Origin of the sequence: Pseudomonas sp. B21-017 (assembly GCF_024749245.1) — a bacterium.
In the GTDB taxonomy this organism is placed as follows: Bacteria; Pseudomonadota; Gammaproteobacteria; order Pseudomonadales; family Pseudomonadaceae; genus Aquipseudomonas.
Window position 1 is genome coordinate 4580304 of record NZ_CP087194.1, and the last position, 23050, is coordinate 4603353.

Below are 23050 nucleotides of genomic sequence, written 5' to 3' on the forward strand. Positions count from 1 at the left end.
TATTCTTGAAACAAAAAGCCAGCAGCGCTTATTCAGGCATTTTCAGCGGGCTTGGCGAGACGATCACGCCGTTGTTGTCCGCATAAACGTAGTGGCCCGGGTGAAAGGTTACGCCCGCGAAGGTCACGGCAACGTTGAGATCGCCAACACCGCGCCTGTCGGTTTTCATCGGGTGACTGGCCAGGGCCTGAACCCCCAGATCAGTTTGCGCGATGACGTCGACGTCGCGGATGCAACCGTAGATCACCAGCCCTTCCCAACCGTTGTTCGCGGCTTTCTCGGCCAGCATGTCGCCCAACAGCGCGCGGCGCAGGGAACCGCCACCGTCGACCACCAGCACCTTGCCGTTGCCCTTGAGCTCGACTTGCTCCTTGACCCGCGAGTTGTCTTCGAAACATTTGATGGTCACGATTTCGCCGCCGAAAGAATCACGGCCGCCGAAATTGCTGAACATCGGTTCCAGCACCTGCACCAGCTCCGGATAGGCGTCGCACAGGTCAGGCGTGAGGTAATGGTTCATCGAGAAACTCCTGTAACAAGGAAGACAATCGAGTATGCAGCATACTCGGGCCAAGGCTGGACGGTTGCAAATCGCTCCGTTCGTACGAACACAGCGACCGCATCAATCACTCAAAGTGACCAGAACCACTCAATGCGTCACATATTAGCCGCAAGCCGACCAGAGAGAAATGCCCTTGTTAGAGCATCAGGCTCAAATCGCTGTGGCCAAATCCGGCTTTTCACCCAGTAAAGGCGTCTGTTGATCCGCCAGCCAGCGAGCCACCAACGGCCAGACTTCAGCCTGCGCAGCCTTGCTGACCAGCATTTCCACGTGACCGAAATTATCGCCAAAGCCTTGCTCGCGGCCAAGGGTGATGAACTGCTTGTGCTCGGAGCCGACTTGATCGAACAGCTTATGGCAGGCCCAGGTCGGGTCCTGATGATCGCCCGCGGCACTCACGGCCAGCACCGGCAATTGCACCTCGGCCAAACCCGCCCACCAGTCTTTGTCGGCATCGCCGAAGCGGCCGAACAGCCCGTACCAACGCATGCTTTCCAGGGCCAGGCCTATCGGCTCGTCCTCCGGGCCGCGCTTGAGCCGAGAGCCCGACAGTTGGGCAAAACGCTTGAGAATGAAGCGCCCGCTCCACTCCACCGGTGGAAACTTCAACGGCCAGTAAGTACGGCTGACTTGCGTGCCGAAAAACGCCGCGGAAGCCACGGCGGGCTCGCCCAGGTACTGGCCGCCCAACGCCGCGGCGAGGGTAATGCCGCCCAGCGAATGGCCGATCCAGTGCGGGATCTGGCCGCTTTGCTCGCGCACGAACGCGCCAATGGCCGGCAAATCGTAACGCGCATAGTCGGCGACGCTGTTCTGGCGATAGTTCTGGTTGCGCTGAGACAGGCCGTGACCACGCATTTCCGGAATCCACACATCGAATCCCAGACGCGTCAGGTAAGCGCCCAGGCCCAAACCTTTGGGAGAAAACCAGAACCGCCGATTGGAAAAACTGCCATGCAGCAGAATCACCGGCACGCCACGCACCGCCGGCTCATCGGCCAGGCCCAGGCGTGTCACAGCCAGCTCAACGGTGCCGTCGGGGCTGTTGCCGGGTTTCAAACGATAGACGTCTTCGCTCAGATCGCCGCGCCGCTCGGCGCTGATCAGGGCGACAGGAAATAGGTTGCTGCTACTTTGCATATGCTCTTGCACAAAAAAGGGCGGCATCCAGAGGAGCCCGCCCTACTTGAATCTCTGAAAGGGCCGATCACAGATCGGCCCCTTCACTCACACCATCAGGCCGAAGCCTGACCTTCAGCCAGGAAGAACCAGGTTTCCAGTACGGAATCGGGGTTCAGCGAAACGCTTTCGATGCCCTGCTCCATCAGCCACTTGGCCAGGTCCGGGTGGTCCGAAGGGCCCTGACCGCAGATGCCGATGTACTTGCCGGCCTTGTTGCACGCGGCAATGGCGTTGGCCAGCAGCTTCTTGACTGCAGGGTTACGCTCGTCGAACAGGTGCGCGATGATCCCGGAGTCACGGTCCAGGCCCAGGGTAAGCTGGGTCAGGTCGTTGGAGCCGATGGAGAAACCGTCGAAGAACTCGAGGAACTCTTCAGCCAGGATCGCGTTGGACGGCAGTTCGCACATCATGATCACGCGCAGACCGTTGTCGCCACGGGCCAGACCGTTTTCAGCCAGCAGATCGACCACCTGGCTCGCTTCGCCCAGGGTACGGACGAACGGCACCATGATTTCAACGTTGGTCAGGCCCATCTCGTTACGCACGCGCTTGAGGGCGCGGCATTCGAGCTCGAAGCAGTCACGGAACGATTCGCTGATGTAACGCGAAGCGCCACGGAAACCCAGCATCGGGTTTTCTTCTTCCGGCTCGTAGAGTTTGCCGCCGATCAGGTTTGCGTATTCGTTGGACTTGAAGTCCGACAGACGCACGATGACCTTTTTCGGCCAGAACGCTGCCGCCAGGGTGCTGATACCTTCGACCAGTTTGTCGACATAGAAGCCAACCGGGTCGTTGTAACCAGCAATGCGCTTGTCGACGCTGTCCTTGATTTCCTGCGGCAGGCCACCGTAGTTCAACAGCGCCTTGGGGTGCACGCCGATCATGCGGTTGATGATGAATTCCAGACGGGCCAGGCCCACACCGGCGTTCGGCAGTTGCGCGAAGTCGAAGGCGCGGTCCGGGTTGCCGACGTTCATCATGATCTTGAACGGCAGCTCCGGCATGGCATCCACGGAGTTTTTCTTGATGTCGAAGCCCAGTTCGCCTTCGAAGATGTAACCGGTGTCGCCTTCAGCGCAGGAAACGGTCACGCCCTGGCCGTCTTTCAACAGCTGGGTGGCGTTGCCGCAACCGACCACGGCCGGGATGCCCAGCTCGCGAGCGATGATCGCCGCGTGGCAGGTACGGCCGCCACGGTTGGTGACGATGGCGCTGGCGCGCTTCATGACCGGTTCCCAGTCCGGGTCGGTCATGTCGGAAACCAGCACGTCGCCCGGCTGGACTTTGTCCATCTCGGACACGTCCTTGATGATCCGCACCTTGCCGGCGCCGATGCGCTGGCCGATGGCACGACCTTCCACCAGCACGGTGCCGGTTTCTTTCAACAGGTAACGTTCCATGACGTTGGCCTGGGTACGACTCTTCACGGTTTCCGGACGGGCCTGCACGATGTAGAGCTTGCCGTCGTCGCCGTCTTTGGCCCATTCGATGTCCATCGGGCACTTGTAGTGCTTCTCGATGATCATCGCCTGCTTGGCCAGCTCGCTGACTTCGGCGTCGGTCAGGCAGAAACGCGCACGATCGGCCTTGTCCACGTCGATGGTCTTGACCGATTTACCGGCCTTGGCTTCGTCACCGTAGATCATCTTGATGGCTTTGCTGCCCAGGTTGCGACGCAGGATGGCCGGGCGACCGGCTTCCAGCGTGCCTTTGTGGACGTAGAACTCATCCGGGTTCACCGCGCCTTGTACGACGGTTTCACCCAGGCCGTAGGCGCCGGTGATGAACACCACATCACGGAAGCCCGATTCGGTATCGAGGGTGAACATCACCCCGGCGGTGCCGGTTTCGGAGCGGACCATGCGCTGCACGCCAGCCGACAGGGCCACCAGCTTGTGGTCGAAGCCCTGGTGGACGCGGTAGGAAATGGCGCGATCGTTGAACAGTGAAGCGAACACCTCTTTGGCGGCGCGAATGACGTTTTCGACACCACGGATGTTCAGGAAGGTTTCCTGCTGACCGGCGAAGGAAGCGTCCGGCAGGTCTTCGGCGGTAGCGGAAGAGCGCACGGCCACGGCCATGTCAGGGTTGCCGGCGGACAGCGTGGCGAACGCGGTGCGGATCTCGGCGTTGAGCTTCTCGGGGAACTCGGCTTCCATGATCCATTGACGGATCTGGGCGCCGGTCTTGGCCAAGGCGTTTACATCATCGACGTCCAGGGCGTCGAGGGCGGCATGGATCTGATCGTTCAGGCCGCTCAGTTCCAGAAAATCACGATAAGCCTGAGCTGTCGTGGCAAAGCCACCTGGCACCGATACACCGGCGCCTGCAAGGTTACTGATCATCTCGCCCAGGGATGCGTTCTTGCCCCCCACATGCTCTACATCATGGACGCCGAGCTTATCGAGGGAAACTACGTACTCTACCAAGGTGATCTCTCCACTAACTGTGTTGGAAAAGCTCAGAAGCCGGCGACTCGGGGGAGCCTTTGCCGGCTGTATGGCCTGGACCTGGAAAATAAGTGAGAATGCGGGCCATCGGTGGCCGACAAATCGCGCCTACTATATCCAAGAATCGTCACTAGCTTAAGGCCCAAGGTGCAAATGAAACGATCTGCTTTCTTTATCTCCGATGGCACCGGCATTACCGCCGAAACCCTCGGCCAAAGCCTGCTGGCGCAGTTCGAAAACATTACCTTCAGCAAAATCATACGACCGTACATCGACGACGCTGATAAAGCGCGGGCCATGGTACAACAAATCAACAAAGCCGCCGAAAACGATGGTTTTCGTCCGATTATTTTCGACACCATTGTCAATCAGGACATTCGTGAGATTCTCGCAACGTCGAATGGTTTCATGATCGACATTTTCTCGACCTTCCTGGCGCCCCTTGAACAGGAGCTGACCGAGCATTCTTCCTACACCGTCGGCAAATCCCACTCCATCGGCCATAACTCCAATTACATGGAGCGTATCGAGGCGGTGAACTTCGCCCTCGACAATGACGATGGTGCCCGCACGCACTATTACGACAAAGCTGACTTGATACTAGTAGGCGTGTCGCGATGCGGCAAAACACCGACGTGTTTGTACATGGCCATGCAATTCGGCATCCGCGCAGCCAACTATCCGCTGACCGAAGACGACATGGAGCGCCTGCAACTGCCGACCGCCCTGCGCGCCCATCATCACAAGCTGTTCGGCCTGACCATCGACCCGGACCGCCTCACCGCGATCCGCAACGAACGCAAGCCCAACAGCCGCTATTCGAGCTACGCGCAGTGCGAATTCGAAGTGCGCGAGGTGGAGAATCTGTTCCGACGCGAGAACATTCCCCACATCAATTCCACGCATTTCTCCGTGGAAGAGATCTCGGCGAAGATTCTGGTGGAGAAAGGTGTGGAACGGCGGTTCAAGTAGATAGTCGGCGGCAGTTATGCCGCCTTCGCGGCCAGCTAGATCACAAACAAATCCACAAACCGGTTCACCGGCGTCGCTTCAAGTGCTGCCGGGTCCTTGCACAGCGCAAGGATCTCGGCGCTTCGCTGAGCCGTGAAGCGCGTCGTCAGGTTGACCTTGAACTTGTCTTCCAGCAACGGAATGCCATCAGCACGGCGCCGGCGATGACCGATCGGGTACTCCACCATCACGTTATCGGTGCTGGAACCGTCCTTGAAGAACACCTGTACAGCGTTGGCGATGGAGCGTTTGTCCGCCTCCAGGTATTCGCGGGTGAAACGCGGGTCTTCGACAATGACCATTTTGTCGCGCAGCACATCGATAATCGGGTGCGCGGCGTGGAAGTCGTCTTCGTACTGCTCGGCCACCAGATTGCCGAATACCAGGGGTACGGCGGTCATGTACTGGAGGCAGTGATCGCGGTCCGCAGCGTTGGCCAGCGGGCCGACCTTGGAGATGATGCGGATCGCTGATTCGTGGGTGGTGATAACGATCCTGTCGATTTCATGCAGGCGATTCCTGACCAATGGATGCAGGGTGACGGCAGCCTCGCAGGCCGTTTGCGCGTGGAACTCAGCGGGGAAGCTGATCTTGAACAGCACGTTTTCCATCACATAGCTGCCGAACGGCCGGGAAAAACTGAAAGCTCGCTTGCCTTCAGGCTTGAGCCCCAGGTCGTTGTTGGTGTGGCTGAACAGTACATCGTAGAAACCCCATTGCTTGGCGGTCAGTACGCCGGGGATGCCCATCTCACCACGCATCGCAATGTCCGCCAGACGCACGCCCCGACTGGTCGCGTCTCCGGCCGCCCAGGATTTACGCGATCCGGCGTTCGGCGCATGCCGGTAAGTGCGCAGCGCCTGGCCATCGGCAAAGGCATGAGACAACGCCGACAGCAGCTGCTCGCGATTGGCGCCCATGAGTTTGGCAGTGACGGCGGTCGAGGCGACTTTCACCAGAATCACGTGATCGAGACCGACGCGGTTGAACGAATTTTCCAGGGCGATCACGCCCTGAATCTCGTGCGCCATGATCATGGCTTCCAGCACAGCGCGAATGGTCAACGGGGCGTCGCCATTGGCCAGGCGCTTTTGCGACAGGTGGTCGGCCACCGCGAGAATACCGCCGAGGTTATCGGACGGATGGCCCCATTCGGCGGCGAGCCAGGTGTCGTTGTAATCGAGCCAGCGGACGATGCAACCGATGTCCCAAGCGGCCTTGACCGGGTCGAGACGATAGCTGGTGCCGGGCACGCGGGCGCCGAAGGGGACGACAGTGCCTTCGACGATAGGACCCAGGTGTTTGGTGCATTCGGGGAAACGCAGCGCCAGCAAGCCGCAGCCGAGGGTGTCCATCAGGCAATTGCGGGCAGTATCAAGCGCCTCGGGCGACTGGATGTTGAAATTGAGGACGTAGTCGGCGATGTCCTGCAGAACCGTGTCGTAGTCGGGGCGGGTGTTCAGGTCGACGTTGGCGCTCATGTTCGATTCACTCTTGAAGTGGTTCGTTGATGGGACCTCGGTTCAGGGTAGTCTCAGTCGGTACAACACTCTTGTTTTGGAAATGCATCACCTATGGGAGCGGCGCTCCCACAGGGATTTGTGTATGCCTGGATTGAGGTTAGAAACAATCCCCCGGCACCCGGACATAACCTTCCATCAACACCCGCGCACTGCGGCTCATGATGGCTTTTTTCACCGTCCACTCACCGTTGACCTTTGCGGCCTCGGCGCCCACGCGCAAGGTGCCGGACGGATGGCCGAAGCGCACGGCGTTGCGTTCGATACCGCCCGCTGCCAGGTTGACCAAGGTGCCGGAAATCGCCGCCGCCGTGCCGATCGCCACCGCTGCCGTGCCCATCATGGCGTGGTGCAGCTTGCCCATGGACAACGCGCGCACCAGCAGGTCGATGTCGGCGGCTGCGATTTTCTTGCCGCTGGACGCAATGTAATCCGCAGGTGGGGCGACGAACGCGACCTTCGGCGTGTGCTGGCGCTTGGCGGCTTCATCCAGGTGTTCAATCAGCCCCATGCGCAGCGCACCGTAAGCGCGGATGGTTTCGAACATTGCCAAAGCCTCCAGGTCACTGTTGATCGCGCCCTGCAACTCGGTGCCGGTGTAGCCGATGTCTTCGGCGTTGATGAATATGGTCGGGATGCCAGCGTTGATCAGGGTAGCCTTGAGCGTGCCGACACCTGGCACTTCAAGGTCGTCCACCAGATTGCCGGTGGGGAACATCGAGCCACCGCCACCCTCTTCTTCCGCCGCCGGATCCATGAATTCGAGCTGCACTTCGGCGGCCGGAAAGGTCACGCCGTCGAGTTCAAAATCACCGGTTTCCTGCACCTCGCCATTGGTGATCGGTACATGAGCGATGATGGTCTTGCCGATGTTGGCCTGCCACACGCGCACCACCGCCACACCGTTGTGCGGAATGCGGCTGGCATCCACCAGGCCATTGCTGATGGCGAACGAACCGACCGCCGCCGACAGGTTGCCGCAGTTGCCACTCCAGTCGACGAAAGGTTTGTCGATGGCGACCTGACCGAACAGGTAATCGACGTCGTGATCGGCCTTGATGCTTTTCGACAGGATCACGGTTTTGCTGGTGCTGGAGGTCGCGCCGCCCATGCCGTCGATTTGCTTCTCGTACGGATCGGGGCTGCCGATCACGCGCAGCAACAAGGCATCGCGGGCGGTGCCTGGCATCTGCGCCGCTTCGGGCAAATCCTTGAGGCTGAAGAACACGCCTTTGCTGGTGCCGCCGCGCATGTAGGTGGCAGGGATTTTTATCTGAGATGCGTGAGCCATATTGATCCTGTATGGCCAGCGCGGGACTTGAAATCCCGCGCGGCTCGTCGTGTTAAACGGCAACCGCCGACTCTTCGAGGAAGTCCTGAGCGAAACGCTGCAACACGCCGCCGGCCTCGTAGATCGACACTTCTTCGGCGGTGTCGAGGCGGCAGGTCACCGGCACTTCGACGCGTTCACCGTTCTTGCGGTTGATCACCAGCGTCAGCGTCGCGCGCGGGGTGCGATCGCCGATCACGTCATAGGTTTCGCTGCCATCTATCCCTAAGGTTTTACGATTGGTGCCCGGCAGGAACTCCAGCGGCAACACGCCCATGCCCACCAGGTTGGTGCGGTGAATGCGCTCGAAACCTTCGGCGGCAATCGCTTCCACCCCCGCCAGACGCACGCCTTTGGCCGCCCAGTCCCGGGACGAACCCTGGCCATAGTCGGCACCGGCAATGATGATCAGCGGCTGCTTGCGTTCCATGTAGGTTTCGATGGCTTCCCACATGCGCATCACTTTGCCTTCCGGCTCCACGCGGGCAAGAGAACCCTGCTTGACCTTGCCGTTTTCCTGCACCATTTCATTGAACAGTTTCGGGTTGGCGAAGGTTGCGCGCTGCGCGGTCAAGTGGTCGCCGCGGTGCGTGGCGTAGGAGTTGAAGTCCTCTTCCGGCAGGCCCATTTTCGCCAGGTACTCACCCGCTGCGCTGTCGAGCATGATCGCGTTAGAAGGCGACAGGTGATCGGTGGTGATGTTGTCCGGCAGCACCGCCAGCGGGCGCATGCCCTTGAGCGGACGCGCGCCGGCCAGCGCGCCTTCCCAGTACGGCGGACGACGGATGTAGGTGCTCATCTCGCGCCAGTCGTACAGCGGCGTGACTTTCGGGCCAGTGTCTTCGTGGATGGCGAACATCGGAATGTACACTTGGCGGAACTGCTCCGGCTTGACCGAGGCCTTGACCACCGCGTCGATTTCTTCGTCGCTCGGCCAGATGTCTTTCAGGCGGATTTCCTTGCCATCGACCACGCCCAGTACATCTTTTTCGATGTCGAAACGGATGGTGCCGGCGATGGCATAAGCCACCACCAATGGCGGCGATGCGAGGAACGCCTGCTTGGCGTACGGGTGAATCCGCCCGTCGAAGTTGCGGTTGCCAGAGAGTACGGCGGTGGCATACAGGTCGCGGTCGATGATCTCTTGCTGGATCACCGGATCCAGCGCACCAGACATGCCGTTGCAGGTAGTGCAAGCGAAGGCCACGACGCCGAAGCCGAGTTGCTCCAGCTCTTTGGTCAGGCCGGCTTCATCCAGATACAGCGCCACGGTTTTCGAACCGGGTGCCAGGGACGACTTGACCCATGGCTTGCGGGTCAGCCCAAGCTGGTTGGCATTGCGCGCCAGCAGGCCGGCGGCAATGACGTTGCGCGGGTTACTGGTGTTGGTGCAACTGGTGATGGCGGCGATGATCACCGCACCGTCCGGCATCTGGCCGGGCACGTCTTCCCACTGGCCGGAGATGCCTTTGGCAGCCAGATCCGAGGTCGCGACACGCGCATGCGGATTGCTCGGGCCGGCCATGTTGCGCACCACCGAGGACAGGTCGAAGCTCAACCCGCGCTCGTACTGCGCGCCTTTGAGGCTATCGGCCCACAGGCCGGTCTGTTTGGCGTAGCTCTCGACCAGTTGCACTTGCTCGTCTTCACGGCCGGTGAGTTTCAGGTAGTCGATGGTCTGCTGGTCGATGTAGAACATTGCCGCAGTGGCGCCGTATTCCGGGGCCATGTTGGAAATGGTCGCGCGGTCGCCGAGGGTCAGGTTTGACGCACCTTCACCAAAGAACTCCAGCCACGCGCCGACGACTTTCTGTTTGCGCAGGTATTCGGTCAGCGCCAGCACCATGTCGGTAGCGGTGATGCCCGGTTGCAGCTTGCCAGTAAGCTCGACGCCAACGCTTTCCGGCAAACGCATCCACGACGCGCGGCCGAGCATCACGCTTTCCGCTTCCAGACCGCCGACGCCGATGGCGATCACACCCAGTGCATCGACATGCGGGGTATGACTGTCGGTGCCGACGCAGGTATCAGGGAAAGCCACGCCGTCGCGCACCTGGATCACCGGCGACATTTTCTCCAGGTTGATCTGGTGCATGATCCCGTTGCCCGGCGGGATCACGTCGACGTTCTTGAAGGCTTTCTTGGTCCAGTTAATGAAGTGAAAACGGTCTTCGTTACGACGGTCTTCGATGGCGCGGTTCTTTTCGAAAGCCTCGGGATCGAAGCCGCCGGACTCGACGGCCAGCGAGTGATCGACGATCAATTGCGTCGGCACCACCGGGTTCACTTGCGCCGGGTCGCCGCCTTGCAGGGCAATGGCATCGCGCAAGCCGGCAAGGTCCACCAGGGCGGTCTGGCCGAGAATGTCGTGGCACACCACGCGGGCCGGAAACCATGGGAAGTCGAGGTCGCGTTTGCGCTCGATCAGTTGTTTCAGGGAATCAGTGAGCGTGGCCGGGTCACAGCGACGCACGAGGTTTTCCGCCAGCACGCGGGAGGTGTACGGCAGGGTGTCGTAGGCGCCGGGCGCAATGGCATCGACCGCCGCACGGACGTCGAAATAATCCAGAGAGCTGCCGGGCAGCGGTTTGCGGAATTCAGTATTCATCGTCAGGACTCGGTCGCGGTAATTTCAAAAGGTGGGCGCCTGGCACCGGGCTGAACCCTGACCTGCAGGGTTCCCGGTTCCTTCAGTAACCAGTACCGGCGCCCTCCCCGGTCAGCGTTGTTCGATTGGCACGAACTTGCGCTGTTCGACGCCGACGTACTCGGCGCTCGGGCGGATGATGCGGTTGTTGGCACGTTGCTCGAACACGTGGGCCGCCCAGCCGGTCAGGCGCGAGCAGACGAAGATCGGTGTGAATAACTTGGTCGGGATGCCCATGAAGTGGTACGTCGAGGCGTGGTAGAAGTCAGCGTTCGGGAACAGTTTCTTCTGTTCCCACATGGTTGCGTCGATGGCTTCTGAAACCGGGAACAACACCGTGTCGCCCACTTCGTCGGCGAGTTTTTTCGACCAACCCTTGATCACCTCATTGCGCGGATCGTTGTCCTTATAGATCGCGTGGCCGAAGCCCATGATTTTGTCCTTGCGTGCCAGCATGCCGAGGGTGCCCTCGACCGCCTCTTCCGGCGAGCTGAAGCGCTCGATCATTTCCATCGCCGCTTCGTTGGCCCCGCCGTGCAGCGGGCCGCGCAGGGAACCGATGGCAGCTGTGATGCAGGAATACAGATCCGACAGCGTCGAGGCACACACCCGGGCGGTGAAGGTCGAGGCGTTGAATTCGTGTTCCGCGTAGAGGATCAGCGAAACGTTCATCACCTTGACGTGCAATTCGCTCGGTTTCTTGTCATGCAACAGGTGCAGGAAATGGCCGCCGATGCAGGCTTCGTCGGTCACGCAGTTGATGCGCTTGCCGTCGTGGCTGAAGCGATACCAGTAGCACATGATCGCCGGGAACGCGGCCAGCAGGCGGTCGGTTTTGTCGTGCTGCTCGGAGAAATCTTTCTCCGGCTCGATGTTGCCCAGGAACGAGCAACCGGTGCGCATCACATCCATTGGATGGGCGTCGGCGGGGATGCGCTCCAGCACTTCCTTCAACGCTTGCGGCAGGTCGCGCAGCTTGCTTAGTTTCTCGGTATAGCCGGCCAGTTGTAACTGGGTCGGCAGTTCGCCGTACAGCAGCAGGTAAGCCACTTCTTCGAACTGTGCGTCAGCCGCCAGTTCGCGCACGTCGTAACCGCGATAGGTCAGGCCGGCACCCGACTGGCCCACGGTGGACAGTGCGGTTTGCCCGGCAACCTGGCCACGGAGCCCGGCGCCACTGAGTACTTTTGCTTCGGCCATTGCTGTCTCCAATCTTGAATTTGTTAGGGAATCGGCAAGTTGTGGGGGATTGCGCCTTACTTCTTCGCCGCAAACAACGCATCGAGCTTCTGCTCAAACGTGTGGTAATCGATGCGATCGTAAAGCTCCATGCGCGTCTGCATGGTGTCGATGACGTTCTGTTGCGTGCCGTCGCGGCGGATCGCGGTGTAGACGTTTTCCGCAGCCTTGTTCATCGCGCGGAACGCCGACAATGGGTACAACACCAGCGACACATCGGCACCGGCGAGCTGCTCGGTGGTGTACAGCGGTGTCGCGCCGAACTCGGTGATGTTGGCCAGGATCGGCGCTTTCACGCGGCTGGCGAACAGTTTGTACATCTCAAGTTCAGTGATGGCCTCCGGAAAGATCATGTCGGCGCCGGCCTCGATGCACGCGGCGGCGCGATCCAGTGCAGACTCCAGACCTTCCACCGCCAGGGCATCGGTGCGGGCCATGATCACGAAGCTGTCGTCGGTGCGCGCATCAACAGCGGCTTTGATGCGGTCGACCATTTCCTGCTGCGAGACGATCTCTTTATTGGGACGGTGACCGCAGCGCTTGGCGCCGACCTGGTCTTCGATGTGAATTGCCGCCGCGCCGAACTTGATCATCGACTTCACGGTACGGGCGACATTGAACGCCGAGGAACCGAAACCGGTGTCGACGTCCACCAGCAGCGGCAGGTCGCAAACGTCGGTGATGCGGCGCACGTCGGTCAGCACGTCATCCAGGCCGGTAATGCCCAGGTCCGGCACGCCGAGGGAGCCGGCAGCCACCCCGCCCCCCGACAGGTAGATAGCCTTGAAACCGGCGCGCTTGGCCAACAGCGCGTGGTTGGCGTTAATCGTGCCGACCACTTGCAGCGGATGCTCGCTGGCGACCGCATCGCGGAAACGCTGGCCTGGAGTGCTCTTGTTGGAACTCATGACTCACCTCGTTCAGTGGCTGTCGGGTTAGCGCCGTCCTGGTAGTGACGGGCGATATTGCGTTTGGAGGCGCCGATGTGACGGCGCATCAACAACTCGGCCAGTTCACCGTCACGGTCGGCAATGGCATCGAGAATGCGGTGGTGCTCGGCAAACGCCTGGCGTGGCCGATTGGGCGTGGTGGAAAACTGGATGCGGTACATGCGCACCAGTTGATAGAGCTCGCCGCAGAGCATCTGGGTCAGGGTGCGGTTGCCGCTGCCCTGGATGATCCGGTAATGAAAGTCGAAATCACCTTCCTGCTGGTAATAGCCGACGCCTGCCTGAAACGCCGCATCGCGCTCGTGGGTTTCCAGCACCCGGCGCAGTTCGTCGATTTCTTCAACGGTCATGCGTTCAGCCGCCAGACGGCACGCCATGCCTTCCAGGGATTCGCGGATTTCGTAGAGTTCCAGCAATTCGGCGTGACTCAACGACACCACCCGCGCCCCGACGTGCGGCACGCGAACCAGCAGGCGCTGGCCTTCCAGTCGGTGGATCGCCTCACGCAACGGCCCGCGGCTGATGCCGTAGGTGCGCGCCAGCTCCGGCTCGGAGATCTTGCTGCCCGGGGCGATCTCACCCTTGACGATGGCCGCCTGAATGCGTCGGAAGACGTTTTCGGAAAGTGTTTCCGAGTCGTCCTGAACCGTGACCGGGGGATCGAGTTGATCCAGCATATTGTCGACACCTTTAAAAGCAATGCCGCAAAAACTAGCGAATAAGGCCGGTTACGTCAAAGGATAAATAGACATTGTCGACAATCGTCTAATAACCGCTTGCACCATAAAGAAGCAGCACCCCCGGTTACAGCCGTCTGCCAGCGCTGGCGCCATAAAACCACCGTGCTAGAATGCCGCCCGCATTTGCTTGTCATCTGCATTGCCTGTCATAAAAAAGGATAGGCATACGAGGGAGCTTGTGCAGCAATGCCAGGGCCTTGAATTGAAGAACGGACCGCTGCGCATCAGGATTTATGAGACTCAAGCTCTTCACCACATTTCTTTGTCTTCTTGGCCTGTCAGGTTTTGCCGCGGCAGGGGAAAAGACTGTGTACGGCCTCAATGAGTACGCGTCGCTGGATGGCATCAACCTGGAAGTTGCCGCCAAACTCGACACCGGGGCGAAAACCGCCTCGCTGAGCGCCCGCGACATCAAACGTTTCAAACGCAATGCCGAATCCTGGGTGCGCTTCTATCTGGCCATCGACGCCGCGCATTCGCACCCGATTGAACGACCGCTGGCCCGTGTCAGCAAGATCAAGCGCCGGGCCGGTGACTACGACCCGGAAGAAGGCAAGAAGTACACCGCCCGTCCGGTCATCGAGCTGGATATCTGCATGGGGTCGGCTTTACGCAGTATTGAAGTGAACCTGACCGACCGCAGCGCCTTCCAATACCCGCTCTTGATCGGCTCCGAGGCACTCAAGCGTTTCGATGCGCTGGTCGATCCAAGTCTTAAATACGCTGCTGGCAAACCTGCCTGCGCCACCGACGCACATACCGCAGAGTAATTCCAATGCGCTCTCTTACCCTCCATCTGAAATTGCTGATCGCCATCCTGGTGGTGCTGGGCATTTCAGTTACGGCCTATCAGATTTTCGTGCTCGGTATTCCGGTGACTGAAGATGCCACCGATGACTTGTGGAACATCGACGCCAAGGTCGAGTTCGTCGCCAACGCCAAAGACCCGATCAAGATCCAGATGTTCGTGCCGCCGCTGAGCCGCGACTACGTGAGCCTTAACGAGAGTTTCATTTCCAATAACTACGGTGTGGCAGTGAACCGTGTCGACGGCAACCGCAAGGTCACCTGGTCGGCGCGTCGGGCCAAGGGCAACCAGACCCTTTATTACCGCCTGGTGCTGACCAAGCGCTACACCGGCGAAAAATCCAAGGTCAAAGGGGCGACCTTCCGCGACAGCATCGCCGTCGAAGGTCCGGAAAAAATCGCCGCCGAAGCCTTGCTCGCGCCGATCCGCCAGCATTCGGCCGACGTCGAAACTTTCATCGGCGAAGCCATCAAGCGTGTCAACAACCTCAACGACGACAACGTGAAACTGCTGCTGGCCGGCGATCCGTCCACCGCGAACAAAGCCAAAATCGTCGAGCTGGTTCTGTCCATCGCCCACGTGCCGGTGGAAAAGGTCCACACCATCCGCCTGGTGGCCGATCAGCCGCAAACGCCTGAACTCTGGTTGCGCAGTTTCAACGGTACCGACTGGCTGTACTTCAACCCGGAAACCGGCGAACAGGGCCTGCCCACCGACCGCTTGCTGTGGTGGACCGGCGATGAAAACCTGATCACCGTCGATGGCGGCAAGAAAGCCAACGTCACCTTCAGCCTGAACAACAGCGAAATGAACGCCATTCGCCTGGCCAAGCTGACCGACGAGAACTCCGACGCCAATTTCCTCGATTACTCGCTGTACGGCCTGCCGCTGCAAACCCAGCAGACCTTCATGATCATGGTGATGATCCCGATCGGCGTGCTGGTGATCCTGATCCTGCGCAACCTGATCGGTATCCAGACACTCGGCACCTTTACCCCGGTGCTGATCGCCCTGGCCTTCCGGGAAACCCAGCTCGGCTTCGGCATCGTGCTGTTTACCATCATCACGGCGCTGGGGCTGTCGCTGCGTTCCTACCTTGAGCACTTGAAACTGCAAATGCTGCCGAGATTGTCGGTGGTGCTGACCTTCGTGGTGGTGCTGATCGCGGCGATCAGCCTGTTCAGCCACAAACTCGGCCTGGAGCGCGGATTGTCGGTGGCGCTGTTCCCGATGGTGATTCTGACCATGACCATCGAACGCCTGTCGATCACCTGGGAAGAGCGCGGTGGCGGCCATGCCATGAAAGTGGCGATCGGCACGCTGTTCGCCGCCTCCCTGGCGCACCTGATCATGAGCGTGCCGGAGCTGGTGTACTTCGTGTTCACCTTCCCGGCGGTCCTGCTGATTCTGGTGGCTTTCATGCTGGCCATGGGTCGCTATCGCGGTTACCGCCTGACCGAACTGGTGCGTTTCAAGGCTTTCCTGAAGGAGGCTGACGCCTGATGTTCGGTCTCTGGAAGACCTGGAAAGCCCTGGAGGCCCGGGGCATCATGGGGATCAATCGGCGTAACGCCGACTACGTGCTCAAGTACAACAAGCGCAGCCTGTACCCGATCGTCGATGACAAGATCATCACCAAGGAACGCGCCATCGCCGCCGGCATCCACGTGCCGGAGCTGTACGGCGTGATCTCCACCGAGAAGGAAATCGATAACCTCAAGGAGATCATCGGCGGGCGCACCGACTTCGTGATCAAACCGGCCCAGGGCGCCGGCGGCGACGGCATCATTGTGGTTGCCGACCGGTTCGAGGGGCGCTATCGCACAGTGTCCGGCAAGATCGTTGACCATGAGGAACTCGAGCACCATATCTCGAGCATCCTCACCGGCCTGTATTCCCTGGGCGGGCACCGCGACCGTGCGCTGATCGAATACCGCGTGACTCCGGACCAGATCTTCAAAAGCATCAGCTATGAAGGTGTGCCGGATATCCGCATCATCGTGCTGATGGGTTATCCGGTGATGGCCATGCTGCGCCTGCCGACCCGCCAGTCCGGCGGCAAGGCCAACCTGCACCAGGGCGCCATCGGCGTCGGTGTCGACCTGGCCACTGGCCTGACATTGCGCGGCACCTGGCTGAACAACATCATCAACAAACACCCGGACACCACCAACGCGGTAGACGGCGTGCAACTGCCCTACTGGGACGGTTTCATGAAACTGGCCGCCGGCTGTTACGAGTTGTGCGGGCTGGGCTACATCGGCGTCGACATGGTGCTTGACCAGGAGAAAGGGCCGCTGATTCTTGAGCTCAATGCCCGGCCTGGGTTGAACATTCAGATCGCCAACGATTGCGGCCTGACGTCCCGTACCCACGCGGTCGAGGCGCGACTCGAAGAGCTGAAGGCGCGCGGGATCACCGAAACGGCGCAGGAACGTGTGGCGTTCGTTCAGGAACTGTTTGGGCATATTCCGACGATTGAGGGCTGACCCCTCTGGCTCTTTGTGGCGAGGGAGCTTGCTCCCGCTTGACTGCGCAGCAGTCATAAAACGGCATCCTCGGTTTCTCTGAAAACCGAGGGGCTGATTTTTTTGGGCCTGCTTCGCAGTCCGCCGGGAGCAAGCTCCCTCGCCACAGGCAAACTTCCCTCGCCGCAGATGTATCTCTTGCCGACATCCCCTCTAGGAGCAAATCCTGCAGAGGACTACAATCGCTCCCCCGCCTCGTTGGCTGATCTGCCCCGCCCATGTTGACCTGTTCTGTACACCCGCTGCCCTATCGCGCCAACCCTGCCGAGTACTTCGCGGCGATTCGTCATGCCCCCGGTGCCGTGCTGCTCGACAGCGGCCGGCCGAGTGCCGAACGTGGGCGTTTTGACCTGCTCAGCGCCTGGCCGCTGGAGCAACTGGCCGTGTTGCCGGATGAAAGCGGCAGCCATTTCCTGCAACGCCTTCGCAAGAACCTTACACGGCTCGGTGAAGCAACCGTCCCTGACGACTTGCCCTTCGCCGGCGGCCTGATCGGCTACCTGAGCTACGACTTCGGCCGGCATCTGGAAAACCTGCCGAGCCAGGCGCGGGACGATCTGCAATTGCCCGACGCACGCTTCGGGCTGTATGACTGGGCACTGATCAGCGATCACCATCTGGCTACCAGTCAACTGGTGTTCCACCCGACGCTGATCGACAGCGAACGACAACGGCTGATCGAACTGTTCACTCAGCCCACCACCGAGAATATCCAGCCATTCAAACTGGACGGCCCGATGAGTGCTGACCTGAGCGCTGACGACTATCGGCAAGCCTTCGAACGCATTCAGCAGTACATCCAGGCTGGCGACTGCTATCAGGTCAACTTCGCCCAGCGCTTTCGCGCCCAATGCCAGGGCGATCCGTGGGCGGCCTATTGCGCGCTGCGGGCGGCTTGCCCGACACCGTTTTCCGGCTTCCAGAGCCTGCCCGACGGCGACGCGGTGCTAAGCCTGTCGCCGGAGCGCTTTGTCAAAGTCAGCGAGCGCCACGTCGAAACCCGCCCGATCAAAGGCACCCGCCCCCGCGGGCTGACCGCTGCCGAAGATGCGGCGAACGCCGCCGAACTGCTGGCCAGTCCCAAGGACCGCGCGGAAAACCTGATGATCGTCGACTTGCTGCGCAACGATCTGGGTCGTACCTGCCGCATCGGTTCGGTACGGGTGCCGGAGCTGTTCAGCCTGGAAAGCTATCCGAACGTGCATCACCTGGTGAGCAGCGTTACCGGCGAACTGGCGGATGACAAGGACGCGCTGGACTTGATCGCCGGCAGCTTCCCCGGCGGCTCGATTACCGGCGCGCCAAAAATTCGCGCCATGCAGATCATCGATGAACTGGAACCGACCCGTCGCGGGTTGTATTGCGGTTCATTGCTGTATCTGGACGTGCGCGGGGAGATGGACAGCTCCATCGCCATTCGCAGTTTGTTGGTCAAGGATGGGCAGGTGTGCTGCTGGGGCGGCGGGGGGATCGTCGCGGATTCGGATTGGCAGGCGGAGTATCAGGAATCGATTACCAAGGTGAAGGTGCTGCTCGAAACGTTGCAGAACCTCTGATACCGCACTTTTATGTGGCGAGGGAGCTTGCTCCCGCTGGGCCGGGCTGGCGCTCCAGTGCGAAGCGCCCCCCAAACCAGACACCGCATATCGTCAGATATAACGCATGCGACTGCTGCGCAGCCGAGCGGGAGCAAGCTCCCTCGCCACAGATCGGGTTTACAAGCTCAGATTGCGATTCGAAGCCTTGATGAATTCCTGCTTCAACTCGGCAAAGCTGTGCACCGCCGGGAACTGCGGGAACTCGCGAATCACGTTGTCCGGCGCGTGGAACAGAATCCCGGCATCCGCCTCGCCCAGCATCGTGGTGTCGTTGTAGGAATCCCCCGCCGCAATCACTCGGTAGTAGAGGCTCTTGAACGCCAAAACCGACTGACGCTTGGGATCTTTCTGACGCAGCTGATAGCCCGTGACCCGACCGGCATCGTCAGTAATCAGACGATGACAAAGCAAAGTCGGGAAGCCCAGTTGACGCATCAGCGGTTGGGAAAATTCGTAAAAGGTGTCCGACAGAATCACCACCTGAAAGCGCTCACGCAGCCAGTCGACAAATTCACTGGCGCCTTCCAGAGGCTTGAGCGTAGCGATCACTTCCTGAATGTCGGAGAGCTTCAGGCCATGCTCGTCGAGAATCCGCAGGCGCTGCTTCATCAACACGTCGTAGTCGGGAATGTCCCGAGTGGTGGCCCGGAGGGACTCGATCCCGGTTTTTTCGGCAAAGGCGATCCAGATTTCCGGGACCAGCACACCTTCAAGATCCAGACAGGCAATTTCCACAAGACACTCCCATTAGTATTATTTATGAGTCGAGCGAGCAAAAGGACTGCCGAACTCTAGCGACTCGCCCCCCTCCGTGCAACGCAGAGGACGCGCCAGCCACCGCAGGATTTTGTTACCATCGACGCATATAGAGCGCCCAGCGCCACCGACCTGTAGGAAGCCGCCCTGATGAGCCCATCGTTCGACGTCGTGGAACTCGCCACGACCTATGCCAACAAATCCGCCCAGGACATCCTGAAACTCGCGTTTGCCGAGTTCGGCGATGACCTGTGGATATCTTTCAGCGGCGCCGAGGATGTGGTGCTGGTGGACATGGCCTGGAAGCTGAACAAGAACGTCAAAGTGTTCAGCCTCGACACCGGCCGCTTGCATCCCGAGACCTACCGCTTCATCGAGCAGGTGCGCGAGCACTACAAGATCGATATCGAAGTGGTGTCGCCGGACTACAGCAAGCTCGAACCTTTCGTGAAGGAAAAAGGCCTGTTCAGTTTCTACAAGGATGGCCATGGCGAGTGCTGCGGCATTCGCAAGATCGAGCCGCTGCGTCGCAAACTGTCTGGCGTGACCGCCTGGGCCACCGGCCAGCGTCGGGACCAGAGCCCGGGCACCCGCAGCGCCGTCGCGGTGCTGGAAATCGACACCGCGTTTTCCACCCCGGAACGTACCCTGTACAAGTTCAACCCGTTGGCACAGATGACCAGCGAAGAGATCTGGGGTTACATCCGCATGCTGGAGCTGCCGTACAACAGCCTGCATGAACGCGGATTCATCAGCATTGGTTGCGAGCCTTGCACCCGTCCGGTGCTGCCGAACCAGCATGAGCGCGAAGGTCGTTGGTGGTGGGAAGAAGCCACGCAGAAAGAATGCGGGCTGCATGCCGGGAACATCATCAGCAAGTCCAAAGCTTAAAAGATCGCAGCCCGTAGCAGCTCCTGCAGGAGCTGGCGAAGCCTGTGATGGTTTTACTTTAAAAAAGTGTACACAGAAATGTCACCATAAGTGCCATATCTGTGTGCACTTTTAGTTTCAGTGCCCCAGAAAGTTACATTCCCCTGTCCTGACTTCCTCAGTCGAACACTCCGACAAAACCCTGCCCAAAATAATTACCTGTTCAATCGGTCAATTTATATCGTCTTTTTTTCAACTACTTATCTTCAATCAATAACAAAACGAAATTAGCCTTAAATTTTATAGATCACCGACTGGCACATATCTGGCTTAAGTGAACACATGTTTTGTATACAATAAATACAAAAACATACACACACTTTATATCCGCAAGCCTGAAGCGCCCTATCCCGTACAGGCTGCAGATGCCCCGTAACCAATGATGCTCTCCCACCCGCGACGAAGATTTGTCGAGCCCACGCTCATGCACAGTCATCGCGGCAACGAGCTTCAGGAGCCTGCCGGAATGCGTACTAGCCTCCCCAATAACAATATTGCGCTGGATCTGCCCTCTCCTCTTTCTACCTCCGTGATTCACGATCAAACGTTTCAACCACCCGTCGTGCTCAGCCCCCGCCTGCATAACAAGGACCTCGCGCCGACCAAGGCCGAAGGTCGGCGCTGGGGCCGTTACAGCATCTTTGCCCTGTGGACAAACGATGTGCACAACATTGCCAACTACTCCTTTGCCATTGGCTTGTATGCACTGGGCCTGAGCGGCTGGCAGATTCTGCTGTCCTTGGGAATCGGTGCTGCGCTGGTGTATTGCTTCATGAACCTTTCCGGTTACATGGGCCAGAAAACCGGGGTGCCGTTTCCGGTGATCAGCCGGATCAGTTTCGGCATCCATGGCGCGCAGATTCCTGCATTGATTCGCGCCGTTATCGCCATTGCCTGGTTCGGAATTCAGACGTACCTGGCGTCAGTGGTCTTTCGCGTATTGCTGACGGCGGTGCATCCCGGACTCGCCGATTACGACCACAATTCGATACTCGGACTGTCGAGCCTGGGCTGGGTGTGTTTCGTGGCGATCTGGTTCGTGCAGTTGGCGATTCTGGCCTATGGCATGGAAATGGTGCGACGCTACGAGGCGTTTGCCGGCCCGGTGATTTTGTTGACCGTCGCCGCCCTCGCCGGCTGGATGTACTTCCAGGCCAACGCCACCATCGCCTGGTCGATTCGTGAACCGCAGAGTGGCGGTGAGATGTGGCGCAATATCTTTGCCGGCGGCGCCTTGTGGCTGTCGATCTACGGCACGCTAATCCTCAATTTCTGCGACTTCGCCCGCTCTTCTCCCTGCCGCAAGACCATCCGGGTCGGAAATTTCTGGGGCCTGCCCGTCAACATTCTGGTATTCGCCGGGATCACCGTCCTGCTGTGCGGTGCGCAATTTCAGATCAATGGCCGGATCATCGAAAGCCCGACCGAGATCATCGCGTCGATTCCCAATACCTTCTTTCTGGTACTCGGTTGCCTGGCGTTCCTGATTGTCACCGTGGCGGTGAACATCATGGCCAACTTCGTCGCCCCGGCCTTTGTCCTGAGCAATCTGGCGCCCAAATACCTGACCTTCCGCCGCGCCGGACTGATCAGCGCGACCATCGCTGTGCTGATCCTGCCGTGGAACCTCTACAACAGCCCGCTGGTGATCGTGTATTTCCTGTCGGGCCTCGGCGCCCTGCTCGGCCCGTTGTACGGGGTGATCATGGTCGACTACTGGCAGGTACGAAAAGGCCGGATCAACGTGCCGCAGTTGTACAGCGAAGATCCCGATGGCGATTATTACTACAGCCGTGGGGTCAATTTGCGCGCCGTGGCGGCGTTCATTCCGGCAGCCTTGATCGCCATTGTCCTGGCCCTGGTACCAGGTTTCGACAGTGTCTCGCCATTCTCCTGGCTGATTGGCGCCGGGATTGCAGGGATGCTCTACCTGATCATCGCCAAACGGCAGCCTTACTACGCCGATGTCAGCGGAGAAGCCATCGCGGTCGATAACGTCAGCCATTAATCCTCTTGGCGGCCCGGTGACATCGGGCCGCAAACCACTCGCTATAAGGACCTCCCATGCGAATTCTCGTGGTCAACGTCAACACCACCGAATCCATTACCCAGGCCATCGCCCGTCAAGCACAGTCCGTGGCCGCGCCCGGCACGGAAATCATTGGCCTGACCCCGCATTTCGGCGCCGACTCCATTGAAGGCAATTTCGAAAGCTACCTGGCCGCCATCGCCGTGATGGACCGGGTCATGTCCTACGATCAGCCCTTCGATGCGGTAATCCAGGCCGGCTATGGCGAGCACGGCCGCGAAGGTTTGCAGGAGTTGCTCAATGTGCCGGTGGTGGACATCACCGATGCCGGCGCCAGCACCGCGATGTTCCTCGGCCATGCCTATTCGGTGGTCACCACCCTCGACCGCACCGTGCCGCTGATCGAGGATCGCCTCAAACTCTCCGGGCTCTGGGATCGTTGTGCGTCGGTGCGGGCCAGTGGGTTGGCGGTGCTGGAGCTGGAGTCCGATCCAGAGCGTGCGCTGGAGGCGATCGTCCGCCAGGCGGAACTGGCGGTGAGCGAGGACAAGGCCGAGGTGATTTGCCTGGGCTGTGGCGGCATGGCCGGGCTGGATGTACAGATTCGTCAGCGCACCGGCGTACCGGTGGTGGATGGCGTGACGGCGGCGGTGACCATTGCCGAATCACTGGTGCGGTTGGGGTTGTCGACGTCGAAAGTGCGGACGTATGCGACGCCGCGGCCGAAGAACATTATGGGTTGGCCGGGACGGTTTGGGCGGTAGACCGCG

18 protein-coding genes are annotated in these 23050 nt (G+C 59.9%); 8 read left to right on the forward strand and 10 right to left on the reverse strand.

Features of this window, described 5'->3' with window-relative positions; genetic code table 11:
- Nucleotides 1–28: 28 nt before the first annotated feature.
- The 3 genes from rraA to ppsA all read right to left on the reverse strand — a co-directional run bounded on the left by rraA (nt 29) and on the right by ppsA (nt 4173).
- Nucleotides 29–520 carry a ribonuclease E activity regulator RraA gene (rraA, locus tag LOY28_RS20535; protein ID WP_019579751.1) on the reverse strand — a complete coding sequence of 164 codons (492 nt, stop codon included), beginning with the start codon at nt 518–520 and terminating at the stop codon, nt 29–31.
- A gap of 192 nt (nt 521–712) precedes the next feature.
- Nucleotides 713–1702, reverse strand: coding sequence for an alpha/beta fold hydrolase (locus tag LOY28_RS20540; RefSeq protein WP_018925258.1), 990 nt, complete (start codon nt 1700–1702; stop codon nt 713–715).
- Between the two features lie 95 nt (nt 1703–1797).
- Complete coding sequence (ppsA, locus tag LOY28_RS20545) at nt 1798–4173, reverse strand: phosphoenolpyruvate synthase (protein ID WP_007940630.1); 2376 nt, start codon at nt 4171–4173, stop codon at nt 1798–1800.
- Between the two features lie 174 nt (nt 4174–4347).
- Here ppsA and LOY28_RS20550 point away from each other — a divergent pair, with 174 nt between their 5' ends.
- Nucleotides 4348–5166, forward strand: coding sequence for a pyruvate, water dikinase regulatory protein (locus tag LOY28_RS20550; protein ID WP_018925255.1), 819 nt, complete (start codon nt 4348–4350; stop codon nt 5164–5166).
- A gap of 35 nt (nt 5167–5201) precedes the next feature.
- Here LOY28_RS20550 and prpD read toward each other — a convergent pair whose 3' ends face one another.
- The 6 genes from prpD to LOY28_RS20580 form a co-directional block, all read right to left on the reverse strand.
- Nucleotides 5202–6686, reverse strand: a complete 1485-nt coding sequence (gene prpD / locus LOY28_RS20555; RefSeq protein ID WP_018925254.1) for a 2-methylcitrate dehydratase — start codon at nt 6684–6686, stop codon at nt 5202–5204.
- 139 nt (nt 6687–6825) lie between these two features.
- Nucleotides 6826–8016, reverse strand: a complete 1191-nt coding sequence (prpF, locus tag LOY28_RS20560) for a 2-methylaconitate cis-trans isomerase PrpF (RefSeq protein WP_086945773.1) — start codon at nt 8014–8016, stop codon at nt 6826–6828.
- A 52-nt stretch (nt 8017–8068) separates the two neighbouring features.
- A complete protein-coding gene (gene acnD / locus LOY28_RS20565; protein ID WP_258612462.1) occupies nt 8069–10663 on the reverse strand; it encodes a Fe/S-dependent 2-methylisocitrate dehydratase AcnD in 2595 nt (864 codons plus the stop codon).
- A gap of 111 nt (nt 10664–10774) precedes the next feature.
- Nucleotides 10775–11902: a 2-methylcitrate synthase gene (prpC, locus tag LOY28_RS20570; protein ID WP_018925251.1), complete on the reverse strand. Its 1128-nt coding sequence runs from the start codon at nt 11900–11902 to the stop codon at nt 10775–10777.
- A 56-nt stretch (nt 11903–11958) separates the two neighbouring features.
- The gene (gene prpB / locus LOY28_RS20575; protein WP_018925250.1) at nt 11959–12849 is read right to left on the reverse strand and encodes a methylisocitrate lyase; all 891 of its coding nucleotides are present in this window, start codon (nt 12847–12849) and stop codon (nt 11959–11961) included.
- On the reverse strand, nt 12846–13568 hold the full coding sequence (locus LOY28_RS20580) for a GntR family transcriptional regulator (protein ID WP_007902102.1): 723 nt from the start codon (nt 13566–13568) through the stop codon (nt 12846–12848). The genes prpB and LOY28_RS20580 overlap by 4 nt, the downstream gene beginning before the upstream one ends.
- 296 nt (nt 13569–13864) lie before the next feature.
- On the opposite strand from LOY28_RS20580, the gene LOY28_RS20585 reads away from it, so the two are divergent.
- From LOY28_RS20585 to pabB, 4 genes are all read left to right on the forward strand, one after another.
- Entirely contained in the window at nt 13865–14401 is a 537-nt protein-coding gene (locus tag LOY28_RS20585; RefSeq protein WP_258612463.1) for an ATP-dependent zinc protease, read from the forward strand.
- 5 nt (nt 14402–14406) lie between these two features.
- Complete coding sequence (locus tag LOY28_RS20590) at nt 14407–15942, forward strand: inactive transglutaminase family protein (RefSeq protein ID WP_258612464.1); 1536 nt, start codon at nt 14407–14409, stop codon at nt 15940–15942.
- On the forward strand, nt 15942–16928 hold the full coding sequence (locus LOY28_RS20595; protein WP_258612465.1) for an alpha-L-glutamate ligase-like protein: 987 nt from the start codon (nt 15942–15944) through the stop codon (nt 16926–16928). The genes LOY28_RS20590 and LOY28_RS20595 overlap by 1 nt, the downstream gene beginning before the upstream one ends.
- A gap of 257 nt (nt 16929–17185) precedes the next feature.
- Nucleotides 17186–18523, forward strand: a complete 1338-nt coding sequence (pabB, locus tag LOY28_RS20600) for an aminodeoxychorismate synthase component I (protein ID WP_018925247.1) — start codon at nt 17186–17188, stop codon at nt 18521–18523.
- 159 nt (nt 18524–18682) lie between these two features.
- Here pabB and thrH read toward each other — a convergent pair whose 3' ends face one another.
- Nucleotides 18683–19300: a bifunctional phosphoserine phosphatase/homoserine phosphotransferase ThrH gene (thrH, locus tag LOY28_RS20605; RefSeq protein ID WP_007942165.1), complete on the reverse strand. Its 618-nt coding sequence runs from the start codon at nt 19298–19300 to the stop codon at nt 18683–18685.
- Between the two features lie 171 nt (nt 19301–19471).
- Here thrH and LOY28_RS20610 point away from each other — a divergent pair, with 171 nt between their 5' ends.
- From LOY28_RS20610 to LOY28_RS20620, 3 genes are all read left to right on the forward strand, one after another.
- On the forward strand, nt 19472–20212 hold the full coding sequence (locus LOY28_RS20610; RefSeq protein WP_007942164.1) for a phosphoadenylyl-sulfate reductase: 741 nt from the start codon (nt 19472–19474) through the stop codon (nt 20210–20212).
- 505 nt (nt 20213–20717) lie between these two features.
- Entirely contained in the window at nt 20718–22259 is a 1542-nt protein-coding gene (locus tag LOY28_RS20615; protein ID WP_258612466.1) for an NCS1 family nucleobase:cation symporter-1, read from the forward strand.
- 56 nt (nt 22260–22315) lie between these two features.
- Nucleotides 22316–23044 (forward strand): aspartate/glutamate racemase family protein, encoded by a 729-nt coding sequence (locus LOY28_RS20620; protein WP_258612467.1) that lies wholly within the window; start codon nt 22316–22318, stop codon nt 23042–23044.
- Nucleotides 23045–23050 lie beyond the last annotated feature (6 nt).